Raw genomic sequence first — 12,943 nt, forward strand, 5'->3', positions numbered from 1 at the left:
TTTAATTCGTTTATTCGATTTTATCGAATAATTAAAATATACGCTAGTTTGAGAGATAATACAAGTATGAGATTTTTATATCACCCAGACAGAAAAGATATATCGTTACCTGCGGTATTGTACGCATTAGGCGACCCAGTGAGGCTAGAGATTGTGCGGTTGTTAGCGAGTAAAGGGGAGCAATGCTGTGCCGATTTTGATTTTGCGATCGCCAAGTCTACCATGTCCAACCACTTCAAGATACTGCGAGAATCGGGAGTAGTCTTGACTCACAAAGAAGGAACCCAGCACATTAATAGATTGCGCCAGGAAGATTTAGAAGTGTTATTTCCTGGTTTATTAGAAGCAGTGTTGCGATCAGCGCAACCATTGTTGTCTCAAAAGTCAATAGTCAATGGTCAATGGTCAAGAGTCAATAGTTAATAGTTAACTTTTAGAAATAAACTATTCAGTTTCAATAGTCCCGCCTCGGGATAAATTCCGAGTCTCATAGTGCAAGTCCTCTCAAGAGGACTCAAAGAAAAATTCAGTCTACTTAAGTGGACTTTGGCTATGAGAGAGGAACTTTAGTTCTAGGCGGGAATGGCTTCAACATGAAAATTTTTGACTTTTGTGGACACCGTAGCCTTTGAGGAGAAGGAGGCCAGCAGGGAGAGGTTTATCTAACTCACGTTAAAGCAAATCAGTGAGTGAAAATTGTCGCTGGCGATCGAGTTCTTGAAGTTTAATTTTTTCAGCGTAGAATGCCTCATAATACGATCGCCATCTTTCTGGTTCTGTTTCTGGATCAGTTTCTTGCCAAAGTTCTAAAAAGTGACGATAGCGTTTTTCTCGCAAAACTCTCTCCATGCAAGCGGTTGCAGCTTGCACAACTTGGGGAGTGCGTAGTATTTCTTTTTTGCCTGTCTCATTCAAATGAAACAAATGTGAGATTAATTCTATTTCTTCCGCTAATTCTAAGTATCTATCTTGCAAACTGGAGATTAGATTAACTTGCTCGGTTGTTAATTCTAAAATTTGTCCCCACAAAAACCGATGATGAGACAGACTAAAATCTAAATTTCGTTCCTCAAGTTCGTTAATAATTGCTTGTCGCTGTTCGGGACAGTGTAGGTATATTCTTATTAATAAAGCTTCGGCTTGTTCTAAAAGACTGCGGTCTGTTTGGGGGATGGAAGATTTTTTTGTATTTCCCGATTCTCTTTTTGTTGGTGTCGGCTTAGAAAATGTAGCTACAGCCGGAGCAATTTGAGTCAGTAAGTTTTCCACTCGTAAAGGTATTAATCTAGCGTCTCCCAAGCTGAGAATTTCGGCACAGCGCGAAACGTAATAGTTGCGAGTATCATTATTAACTATATTTTTCAGTAACTTGACTATCTGCTGAGTTACCTGCTGAAAATCAGTTGCTTGTTTTAAATCACGATCTTTAGTAATTTGCTGAATTTGCCAGTCTAGCCACAGTGGAGCATTTACTAATAAGCTTTGATAATCTTCTGTGGTATGAGTGTGCAAGTATTCGTCAGCATCTTTACCATCGGGGATATTGAGAATTTTGAGTTGGACTTCGCCTTTGTAGGCTAAATCAGCAATTTCGCCAATTGCTCGTTCCGCTGCATTAGTACCAGCTTTATCGGCATCAAAGTTGAGAACTAACTGTTTAGAGTCGGTGTAACGTAGTACTAATTTGACTTGTTCTAAGCTGAGGGCTGTACCCAGAGAAGCAACAGCGTTGTTGATACCCGCAGCATGAAGTGCGATCGCATCAAAATATCCTTCTACTACCACAGCTTGGTCAAGTTGAGCAATCCCATTTTTAGCTAAGTCGATTGCAAATAAAGTTTTACCTTTATTAAATAGTTCTGTTTCTGGTGAATTGAGATATTTTGGCTGTTCGTCTGTTAAAGTTCTACCACCAAATGCGATAACTCGTCCTTGAATATCGCGGATGGGAATCATCAGGCGATCGCGAAATACATCATAATAACCACCGCCTTCTTTACGCGGCTTAATCAATCCGGCTTTTTCTACCAATTGCACTGGGTAATGTTTATTTTCCACCAAATAGCGGTACAAAGTTTCCCAACCTGGGGGAGCGTAACCCAACCCAAACTGACCAATTGTTTCTTCCTTGAGTTTGCGATTGGTGAGCAAATACTGCAACGCCTTTTGCGCCTGAGTTTGCCGCAAAGCGTGTTGATAAAAATGTGCTGTCGCCGCGAGAACTTCGTATAATTGTTCACGCAACGATAATTGACGCTGTAATTCTTGTCTTTGCTCAGGTTCTAGGGTTTGCACACTCACTTGGTAACGCCGCGCCAAATCTAGCACTACTTCTGTGAACGACTGTTTCCCCAAATCCATCAAAAACTTAATCGCATTTCCGCCAGCTTGACAGCCAAAGCAATAATACATTTGCTTACTTTGGCTGACTGTAAAGCTAGGACTTTTCTCATTATGGAACGGACACAAACCGACAAAATCTTTACCACGCTTGCGTAAAACTACGTGTTCTGAGATAACATCCACAATATCCGCACGTTGTTTAATTTCCTCAATTGTGTCTGGGTGCAAGCGGGGAATTTGCATTCTAGTCAATGGTCAAGGGTCAATGGTCAATGGTCAATACAATAGACTATGGACTCTTGACTAATGACCATTGACTTCTCATAACTATTATATTCTTGTTGCTAGACGAAGAATCATGTATAGAATTGCTTACGCTGAATATTTTAAGAGGAAATACTGAAGATGGGGCGTATATTTATTTCGGCGGCTCACGGTGGCAAAGAAGCTGGAGGAATCGATCCAGGTGCGATCGCAGGTGGAACCACCGAAGCTAGAGAAATGATTTTGCTGCGGGATTTAATTGTCACAGAATTGCGGGCGCGGACTTTTGAAGTTTTGGCAGTTCCAGACGATTTAAGCGCCGCAGACACCATCGCTTGGATCAATTCTCGTGGTCGTCGGGGTGATGTCGCTCTCGAAATTCATGCAGATTCCGCCAGCAGTCCGACTGTGCGTGGGTCTAGTGTGTTTTACATTGCTAATAATAATGAGCGCAAAAGTAATGCTGAACTGTTGTTAGTAGGATTGTTACGCCGTGTTCCGCAGTTACCAAATCGCGGCGTTAAGCCAGATACAGATAGTGGCTTGGGACGTTTAGCATTCTGTCGCCAAACTACACTGCCTTCATTATTAATGCAAATCGGATTTCTCAGCAGCCCCGATGACCGCGCATTGCTGCAAAACCGTCGCCGTGATTTTGCCTTAGGTATTGCTGACGGACTAGCATCTTGGAGTCGTGTTATTGACCCCGCACCAGGAACACCCACTGAAACAACTTATCCATCTATTAATATCAACATTAACGGGCAGAAATACGCAGAGCAAGGAATATTAGTCAATGGTAATGCTTATATTCCGGTTGATTTAGTAGACCGCTTGCGAATTGAGTTAACAAAAGCACCAAATGTCAACCGTATTACTTACCGCAGAGTAGTATATGTTAAAGCAGTGGAATTGCGGGATTTCAATATTTCCGTCAGTTGGGATAGTGGAACGCGCACTGTTAATTTACGTTCGATTTTAGTGATTTGTCCTGGTCAAATTGATCAAATTATTTCTCGTGGCAATACTTCAGAAGTACAGCTACAACTATTTCTGAGAAATAATAATGAAAATGCTTTAGTCAAGTTTCCTGACTTACCAAAACTGTATCGAGAAGAAGCCACAACCGAAGGTGTAAATTACGATATCGCTTTTTGCCAAATGTGCGTAGAAACCGGATTTTTACGCTTTGGTGGGGATATTAGGCCGGAACAAAATAACTTTGCCGGACTTGGTAGTATTGGTGGTGGTGTAGATGCAGCTTCCTTTGAAAATTCCAGAATTGGAGTCAGGGCGCATATTCAACATTTAAAAGCTTATGCCAGTTTAGAACCTTTGGTCAATGAAGTGGTTGACCCTAGGTTTCGCTTTGTCACTCGCGGAATTGCGCCTTTGATTAGCCAGCTTTCCGGTCGTTGGTCAGCAGATTTAGACTATGGAGCGAAGATTACAGCTATGGTGCAACGGTTGTATGAATCAGCAGGGTTAATGTAACCTTTCAACCCTGTTCCTTGCTGTATATATCTAAATGAGTACAATAGCGATCGCGCCCCTTGCGTTTAGCATTGTACAGTGCTTCATCGGCTGAAGCGATGAGTGTATCTGGGTTGATGTCCCAAGTGGGTATAGCAGAAGTGATACCTAAACTAACAGTAACTATATCTTTAACATCAGAATGTACATGAGGAATAGCCAGCGCATGAATTGCTTGCTGAATATCTTGCGCTATCTTGATCGCTCCTGCTAAGTCAGTATTGGGTAGTATTACCAAAAATTCTTCTCCACCGTAACGCGCCACTAAGTCAGTAGAACGATGAACTGTCTGTTGTACTGTTTGCCCTATTCTAATGAGACAATCATCGCCTGTAAGATGACCATAGTAATCGTTGTAAAGTTTGAATTGATCAACATCTAATAAAATCAGTGATAGGGGCTGTTGTTCTCGTGCAAGGCGTTGCCATTCTCCTTGCAGTCGTTCATTTAAGCAGCGACGGTTAGCCAGTTGAGTCAAACCATCTAGATTTACCAGTTGTTCGAGTTTCTGATTTGCAGCTTCGGCTTTTTCTTTAGCAATTAATAACTCTGCTGTTCTCTGTTGTACTCTTTGTTCCAAAGTTTCAAAAGATGTTTGTAACTGAAGTACCATATTGTTAAACGATTTCGCCAGTTGACCGATTTCATCTTTTGAGTTAATTTTGGCGCGGATATCTAAGTTACCTGCGGTAAACTGAAAAACTATATTGGTAAGGTAAATTATTGGCTTTGTTAGTAGTTGCCCAATAGCAAAAGCGATGATTGTCACTACTGAAGCGATAATTGCCAATAGAAGCATTGCGTGACGAATTTGCTGTTCTACTGGTGCTAGAGCAACAGCAAGGGGCTGTGCAAACAACACAGACCAAGGTTTATATTGTAAATGAGCGATCGCAATTAAATTAACTTGATTACCTGTTGCTGACAAAGGTGAAATTAAATATGACTGTTTATTATCTAATGCTTGCTTCAGCTTTAACTCATTAGTTGCTAATTCTTGACCAGGCGAATTAAGCAAACGTCCTTGACTTTGTAGTTGATTTACAACATTCAAAGGTAGAGGCACAATTGATTTAAAAAGTAATTTTGGTGCGGTGCTATGTGCTAAATAAATATTATTTTCATCTAAAAGAATAGCAAAGGATTCTGCCCCAGCCCGTTCAGTTTGCCGAGTTACTAACTGTTGAACAACAGTAGCATTGTATGAAACACGCAATACACCTAATATATCTCCCTTGGCATTGCGAACCGGACTACTAAAACACAGGCTAACAAGGTCAGGAATTATCAGCGATCGCTTCATGCCAGAAACAAATGATAAGCCAGTTTCCAATGGTTTTTTAAAATAATTTTGAACTGATTCATCTTTGCCAATATTTGATGTATGTGTATCCAATACATTTTTCCCGTTTAAGTCGAGCAAAGCATAAGAGAGAATATTAAGCATATCTTTGCGACTGAGACGCATTAATGTTTCTGTCGCCAATTGCATTTCGGGGCTGTCATCTCGCTGGCTTGGAATTAGGCTAAGGTAGCGTGCCAACCCTGGTAAAATTGCCTCTACACGTACAGCATTGAGATTTCCATCAATAAAAGCATCTATTCTGTTAGCAGTTTCGTTAGCCGCCGCAGATAGGGCTTGTCGAGCGTTGTCAGTTAATGCTTTTTCAGTTGTCTGTTTGTTGATAAATGTCAATAACAGCAATGGAATCAAAGCAACAATAAGAAACGAAGTAATTAACTTCGTTCGGATGCTCCCCAAAAAAGTATGCTGCATAGCTTTAAACTAGGAGGCAGGGTGCAAGAAGGAAGAATTAAACAAACTTTTTAGCTCAGGAATACGCGTCATGTTTCCAGAGCGAATAAAAAAGTCTGCATATATTTTGGCAGTTTTATAGATGGAGTGAGGGTTGCTAGATTCAAATAATTTTTTATTTTCACCTAAATCAGTGAGGTTTACGCCCTCTAGAGAAAGTGTATTGCTAGGAATTTTTAATGCTTTGCTGATGATAGCGTTGCCTTCCTGAACATTGGCTTTCCAGTAGGCTGAGGCTTGTAGCCATCCTCGCACAAATGCACGAATGTCTTCTGGGCGATCGCGAATTGTATCACCACGAAAGATCATTAGATCTAAAATCAAGCCAGGGGTTTGTTTGCTGGTAAATAGGATTTTTCCTCCTGATTTAATAGCTTCAGAAAGGTATGGTTCCCAAGTGTGTCCGGCTTGAATAGCATTATTTTTCAGGAATTGAGGAATTTCTAAAGCCTCTAATTTCACTAAGTTCACATCATCACTGGTTAAGTTTGCACTTTTTAACATCTCAGTCACGAAAACTTCGCTAAAACCGCCGAGATTTGTACCTATTTTTTTCCCTTTCAAGTCAGCGATGGTTCTAATTTTTGATTGGGCGACTACCACATCTGCTCCTATTGATTCATCTATAACAAGCACACTTTGTATATCGGGATTTGTGGCACTTAAGATGATAAAACTTCCCAAAGACGCTGTAATGCCGTCATACTTACCTGCGCTAAAATTTGCTCTTTCCAATTGGGTGTATCGTTTATAAATTAGTTCCACATCTACGCCTTGGGCTTTAAAAAACCCTTTTTCTTGCGCAATGATGCCTGGATACTCTCCAACAAAAGATGCAAATTGCACTTTCAAGGGAGAGCTTTTGAATTCAGTTGGTTTCCAAGCATGACAAGCCAATAGCAAACAGGCAATAATCAGAAAAATACTCACATATTTAAGTAGTTTAAACATAAAAGTTGGAACCAAGCCCATAAATACTTATTATCACTCCCGCCTGTCGCCGTGCAGAGAACAGGCAACAGAAAAAAACTGTTCCCTTTAAGTTTTACTCTATGTCTTTTGGAACTAAGCCTATAAATAATCGTGATTAATCCCGTCTGTCGCGTCTGAGGGAACAAGTAAAAGGAAAAAACTGTTCCCTGTTGCCAGGATCAAAAGCCTTTTTTTTCAATAAGAAAGAGTTTTGGGGAAGTTTAAATATTTCTCCAAAACTTTCACTGTTAGCTTTAATTAAAGTTATTGTGTATACAATTTAAAAACGGAAGAATTTGTCAAACGCAGAGTAGCGCTGAGTTTTTCTCAGATAGTTTTCAGTTACTTACATTGATGGTGGAAGAATACCAAGTTGTTGCATCAATGCCATGATGTCAGCCTGTCCCCAGTGTTCGGCGACTTTGCCATCAATTATATGGTCTATGTGCATGACTGCAAATTTAACTTGCTCACCTGTGGGCGGAAAACCTAGTAATTCTCCCTGATGAGTACCGCTGAATGTACCACGAGTAACGACTTTATCTCCTTCAACAATCACATCTTCAAATGTATGCTTCCCATCAGGAAAGGCAGAACGCATCATCAGTCCGTACTCTATAAAGCCATCTAAATCGAGAGGTTCTGATGCACCTGTTGTATGTGCAGTAAAATTTGCTGCTATGACTTTTTTTGCTTGTTCAACATTGCTATTGTCAAAGGCTTGGTAGAATTCTAGAGCAACGGCTTTGGTTTGTTCGGTAGACATGGTTGGAGTTATGACAGGGTGTTAAGCATTTAAATACCGTCATATCCAACCAGAGTCAAGAGTAAACACTGTTAAAACCGCTGTCCTATGCCCAAATGCACTTTGCTTTCTCCTTGGTCGTTAATGCCGTAGTCAGCCCGAATTAACCCCAATGGTGAATCTAAGCGCACACCAGCACCATAACCAAAGCCGTAACCGGGTTTATCACGCGCACCAGCAGGATCTCCTAAAACAGTGCTACCAGAACCTAAGTCTGTGCCGAAGTCGGCAAATAAAACACCGCCAACTATGGGTAGGATAGGAAAGCGGTATTCTGCGGAAGCTAAAACGTAACTGCGTCCACTCCCAACTTTGCCTGCATCGTAACCGCGCACAGAGTTGGAACCACCTAAGTTAAAGGCTTCGTAAGGCGGCAAATCTCCAATTACAGTACCAGCTTGGACATTTAAAGCAAATACTTGTGGTTGGTTACTGTCGAATACCTTGACTGGCACGTATTGGCTATAATTCGCTGTAACGCGGTTGAGGGAAATATTTCCTTGACCAATGGGAATTGATTGTTCTGTACTCAATTTCAGTAAGGAACCTTGAGTCGGGTTGAGAGGGTTATCTCTATTATCTTTGGCAGCGCTGAAAGATACGGTAGTCAAGTCATCAATACCTGTACCACTGGCAGATAAGGGATTGCCTAGGGCATCGGTTGAGTTAATATTACCTTGGCGATCGCGAATTGTAGTTCTTGTATAATTCAATCCTAAAGAAGCATCCCAGCCGTCAATCGGTCTTTGCAAGCTCACACTACCACCAATTTGTCCTTCCCGGACTTTATCGCCGTTGGCTAATTTGATGGTGTCGTCAAAGGTTTCGGAAAGTTCTTGGCGACGAAAGCCATTAATGGTGTAACCTAAGCTATCAGGATTATTAGGGCGATAAGGATTAATTAATTTCCCATCAAATTGCAAGTCACGGCTACTTATACCAACATTCAGATTTAAAATATTGTTCTTACCAGCAACGTTTTGGTCTTGATAATTGACAGTGCCAATTATTCCTTGGTCGGCGTTATAACTCCCACCTAAGTTAATCGCTCGCGCTCCATTTTCTTTCAGTTCATAAACTAAATCTAATTTGGTTGCATCACCTTCTAAAGCAACATTCACACTAGAAAATAAGCCTGTACGATATAGTTGTTGGATGTCTTGCTGGACTAATTTTTCTTGAAAGATTTGCCCTGGTTTCAGTTGAATTTGCTGGCGGAGAAACTCTGGTTTGGTACGTCCGCTAACAGGATTACCTTTGCTATCAACGGTTTGACCATCATCATTGACAAAGCGAAATTTAATATCAGCTACCAAACCTTCGGCAACGTTGATATTAAGAATTCCCTCATTGCTAGGTTTAATTGATAACACCCGCGCCAAGTTATAACCATTGTCGGCGTACCATTTGTTTACCTGTTCTACAGCTTTTTGCAGTCCGGCTGGACTGATGGCGCTACCAATTTGCGGCTGAAACCGTTCCAGAACTACTTGATAAGTTAGTACCTTTGCACCGGAAAGTTGTAGCGATCGCACTATTACTGGTTGCACTTGATACGTTACACTCAACCCTGCGGCTGTGCTGCGGCTGTTGACGTTGGCATTGGTAAATAAACCAGTCTCTAAAATCGCTGCTACATCTTTTTGTAACTGGTTTTGGCTGGTGTCTCCCCCAGTTTGGGTTTTGATGACTCGGCGGACAATTTCTTGCAATTCAGGAGTTGCACCTACTATCTGGACATCTGTCGCTGTGACGACTAAGTTATTGTCTGTTGTTGGGGATGCAGAAAGTTTAACGCTAGTATTACTCTGATTAACTGGAGCAAGTACTACGGGAGAATTTTGATTAATGACTGTGGGTTTTGGCGAAAACTGGGGCGTAACGTCGGTTTCCGGTGATGAAATTGCTTCTATTCTTGTGGGCGTTTCTTCAATCACAGGAACTACTACGTCTTTTTTCGTCTCGTTTGCTGAAGTAGTTGGTGCAGCTAGTGCTTGTTGAGTGACATTACTAGCCGCTAAAGTAGCTAAAGTTAAAATTGCTGTTTTAGAAATTTGCATAACAAAATAATTACTAATTATGGGATGTGCGACTTATTCTGAAAACCCCTCTCCAAACCTCTCCCCTATAAGGAGAGAGGCTTTGATTCTTGCTCCCCTTCCCTGGTAGGGAAGGGGTTGGGGGTTAGGTTTGAGAGAAAGTTGCACACCACGTTAATTCGTAATTCGTAATTAAAGGATGCAAGCCTACGCCACTCGCTTACAAAAGCAGTGGTTTCCTCAATTTATTGATGGAAATAATAAGCTTTAAACCCTTAGCTATGGGTTAATTACGAATTATCAATTACAAATTATGTTGACCGTTAATATTAATTTTTTGTTTCTTATGAGTCAATCCTCTAGTTCACCATCTACAAATTCGCGGTTACGCTTACTAGTATTAAGTAACGGTCATGGCGAAGATATAATTGCAGTCCGCATTTTGCAAGCCTTCCAGCAACAATCAAATTCACCAGAGATTTTTGCTTTGCCGTTGGTGGGTGAAGGACACGCTTATCAACAGTTGGGTATTCCCTTGATTGGTTCAGTGCGGACGATGCCTTCTGGTGGTTTTATATATATGGATAACCGTCAACTTATGCGGGATGTACGCGGCGGTTTAGTACAGCTAACTATCAGCCAAATTCAAGCAATGCGGCGTTGGGTAAGTTCGCAAAAAAAATCTGGTAAACAAACAGCTATTTTAGCTGTGGGGGATATTGTACCGCTGTTATTTGCGTATTTTAGTGGGACGAATTATGCGTTTGTCGGCACGGCGAAATCTGAGTACTATGTGCGGGATGAAACAGGATTGATCCCACGCAAATCAAAATCGGCACGTTGGGAAAATTTTTCTGGTTCAATTTACCATCCTTGGGAACGTTGGTTAATGAGTCGTCGCCGTTGTCTGGCGGTGTTTCCCAGAGATGCTTTGACTACGGAAATACTCAAACAATGGCCGATTCCGGCTGTTGATGTGGGAAACCCGATGATGGATAATTTAGAACCCAGCTTTGGGCTGCAAAGATTTTATACTACTGATGCTCAACAAACAGAACTTGCGCGGCCATTAGTGATAACACTTCTCCCTGGTTCTCGCCCACCGGAAGCTTATCACAATTGGCAAGTGATTCTGGAGGCTGTATCTGCTTTAATAGCTAGTTTTCAGGAGCGAGATTCCATAGCGCATACTTCTGGTAGTGTGGTGTTTTTAGCTGCGATCGCTCCTGGACTAGATATTAACCAATTAACTCCTAGCTTACACGTTCAAGGTTGGCGACCCCATACAGAATCTCCAATTTCTCTACCTGATGCCAATGCTTTAATCTTGAAGCAACGCAATGCTTATTTACTCATCTCCCAACAAGCTTATAACGATTGCTTACACTTAGGAGATGTGGCGATCGCAATGGCAGGTACAGCTACAGAACAATTTGTTGGTTTAGGCAAACCCGCGATCGCAATTCCCGGTCAGGGGCCGCAATACAATCCCGCTTTTGCAGAAGCTCAAAGCCGTCTTTTAGGATCTTCTTTGATTTTAATTGAGCAGCCAAACCAAGCAGCGAAGGTGATGCGATCGCTGCTGCAAAATCCTGACAGCTTACAAGTCATCGCTGAAAATGGGTGGCGGCGAATGGGTCAACCAGGTGCGGCACGACGAATTGCTGATTGTTTACGCGAAAGGATGAAGTATGAAGTATGAAGTATGAAATATCAATTTCTGACTTCAGCCTTCAATCTTCATACTTATGCTACTAACCCAGAACGTAAGGCACGCACAGCGGCTTGGGTACGGTCATCGGCGCAGAGTTTATTTAAGATGTTGCGGACGTGGGTTTTGACTGTACCAACGGTGATGTAGAGTTTTTCGGCGATTTGACCGTTGCTGCACCCAGCGACGATTAATTCTAAAATTTCTAATTCTCGTTGGGTGAGGGGATAGGTTTCTAGAACTTGTTCGTATTCGGTTGCTAATGCTTCGATTTTCACGGTCTTGGGTTTGTCACCGTTTTGGGCTTCACCAGGAATGCCTTGGCGCATCTTGCGTAATACCACATTAGCGATCGCAGGATCAATCCAGGAGTTACCACCAAAAGTTGCTTGAATAGCTTCTGTTAACTTGCTGATGCTGGTTTCTTTCATGTAATAAGAATCTGCACCTGCTGCAAACGCTGCCAATACTGCATCCTCTGTATGATCCATTGTCAAGATGAGGATCTTGGTAGCTGTTTGTCCAGATTCTGCTTGGTAACGTCTAAATTTGCGGGTGAGTTCAATCCCATCCATGTCAGGTAAGCCAATGTCTACCACTGCAACATCTGGCTTCGCTGTTTCTAAAAGTTTCATGCCTTGGGTGGCATTTGCCGCTTCTCCAATTACTTTCAAACCGCTGTGCGACTGCAATGCAGCCTTCAGCCCCATTCTGGTTAGATCGTGATCCTCAATTAAAACAATGCTGATTTCGTTCATTGCTAAACTCACTCTTCTTTGATTGCGTCTGCTAAAGTACTGCTTTTGTAAGCTACGTTATCTAAATTTTCCCAACCCAAAGATAGATGATATTGCAAAGGTCTTGCATCCACCGATAGAAGTAGGAATTTCCAAGTTTTTAAAAAAGACAGATGTAAATATCTAGCCTGAGATATATGGATATTATATAACAAAATATGAAATATTTATGGCAATTTCTCACCTATCTCAACCTTGAAACTTTATTTTCCAAGTTATAAATTATTACAATATTTAATAATAATTTATGGCTAAAAAACAAAAAAATAAATAAATGAGAAAAAATGAATTTACCTTAGAAAATAGTGAAATCTTTGAAGTTATCAAACTTATTTGGCATCAGACTATCAAATTTATCAGCTTAATACAACTAGATGGTAACCTCTTAGAAATTAATTAAGGAACTTCCAAATAAAACCACTTGCTACAACTTTGGGAACCAAAGCAACGCAGTGGCTCCTCCCCATTCCCTACTCCCTGACTACATAAGTAAATTCCCAAATTAAACCAGATTCATATAGTGATCGCTGGTGTAAACTAGCTAATCGTTCTGCTAGATTGTCTCGTAGTCAAAGTTGGTGTAGTGCTATCCATCCCGATGACTTGGCGGTTGTTGAGCAGGTATGGCGGCAAAGTGTACCAGATTTACAAGCCTTTAGGTAT

At 41.3% G+C, this 12,943-nt stretch carries 10 protein-coding genes; 4 read left to right on the forward strand and 6 right to left on the reverse strand.

Going from position 1 to position 12,943, the window contains the following annotated elements:
* The first annotated feature begins 66 nt into the window (after positions 1-66).
* Positions 67-423 carry an ArsR/SmtB family transcription factor gene (locus tag ACMX3D_RS04845; RefSeq protein WP_482750328.1) on the forward strand — a complete coding sequence of 119 codons (357 nt, stop codon included), beginning with the start codon at positions 67-69 and terminating at the stop codon, positions 421-423.
* A gap of 249 nt (positions 424-672) precedes the next feature.
* On the opposite strand, the gene dnaG is transcribed toward ACMX3D_RS04845, so the two are convergent.
* Positions 673-2,586 (reverse strand): DNA primase, encoded by a 1,914-nt coding sequence (gene dnaG / locus ACMX3D_RS04850; protein WP_482752276.1) that lies wholly within the window; start codon positions 2,584-2,586, stop codon positions 673-675.
* 162 nt (positions 2,587-2,748) lie between these two features.
* Here dnaG and tftA point away from each other — a divergent pair, with 162 nt between their 5' ends.
* On the forward strand, positions 2,749-4,101 hold the full coding sequence (tftA, locus tag ACMX3D_RS04855) for a hormogonium tapered terminus morphoprotein TftA (protein ID WP_482750329.1): 1,353 nt from the start codon (positions 2,749-2,751) through the stop codon (positions 4,099-4,101).
* Between the two features lie 4 nt (positions 4,102-4,105).
* Here the strand turns inward: tftA and ACMX3D_RS04860 are convergent, their stop codons facing one another.
* The 4 genes from ACMX3D_RS04860 to ACMX3D_RS04875 all read right to left on the reverse strand — a co-directional run bounded on the left by ACMX3D_RS04860 (position 4,106) and on the right by ACMX3D_RS04875 (position 9,793).
* Complete coding sequence (locus tag ACMX3D_RS04860; RefSeq protein WP_482750330.1) at positions 4,106-5,917, reverse strand: diguanylate cyclase; 1,812 nt, start codon at positions 5,915-5,917, stop codon at positions 4,106-4,108.
* A gap of 9 nt (positions 5,918-5,926) precedes the next feature.
* Positions 5,927-6,907: an ABC transporter substrate-binding protein gene (locus tag ACMX3D_RS04865; RefSeq protein WP_482750331.1), complete on the reverse strand. Its 981-nt coding sequence runs from the start codon at positions 6,905-6,907 to the stop codon at positions 5,927-5,929.
* 367 nt (positions 6,908-7,274) lie between these two features.
* The gene (locus ACMX3D_RS04870; protein WP_482750332.1) at positions 7,275-7,694 is read right to left on the reverse strand and encodes an ester cyclase; all 420 of its coding nucleotides are present in this window, start codon (positions 7,692-7,694) and stop codon (positions 7,275-7,277) included.
* A 71-nt stretch (positions 7,695-7,765) separates the two neighbouring features.
* On the reverse strand, positions 7,766-9,793 hold the full coding sequence (locus ACMX3D_RS04875; RefSeq protein ID WP_482750333.1) for a BamA/TamA family outer membrane protein: 2,028 nt from the start codon (positions 9,791-9,793) through the stop codon (positions 7,766-7,768).
* Between the two features lie 325 nt (positions 9,794-10,118).
* On the opposite strand from ACMX3D_RS04875, the gene ACMX3D_RS04880 reads away from it, so the two are divergent.
* Positions 10,119-11,474: a lipid-A-disaccharide synthase-related protein gene (locus tag ACMX3D_RS04880; RefSeq protein ID WP_482750334.1), complete on the forward strand. Its 1,356-nt coding sequence runs from the start codon at positions 10,119-10,121 to the stop codon at positions 11,472-11,474.
* Positions 11,475-11,518: 44 nt separating this feature from the next.
* Here the strand turns inward: ACMX3D_RS04880 and ACMX3D_RS04885 are convergent, their stop codons facing one another.
* Positions 11,519-12,241, reverse strand: coding sequence for a response regulator (locus ACMX3D_RS04885; protein WP_482750335.1), 723 nt, complete (start codon positions 12,239-12,241; stop codon positions 11,519-11,521).
* 313 nt (positions 12,242-12,554) lie between these two features.
* Between ACMX3D_RS04885 and ACMX3D_RS04890 the strand changes: the two genes are divergently transcribed.
* Entirely contained in the window at positions 12,555-12,680 is a 126-nt protein-coding gene (locus tag ACMX3D_RS04890; protein ID WP_482750336.1) for a hypothetical protein, read from the forward strand.
* Positions 12,681-12,943: the final 263 nt, after the last annotated feature.

The sequence above is a fragment of the Anabaena sp. TISTR 8404 genome, assembly GCF_056847745.1.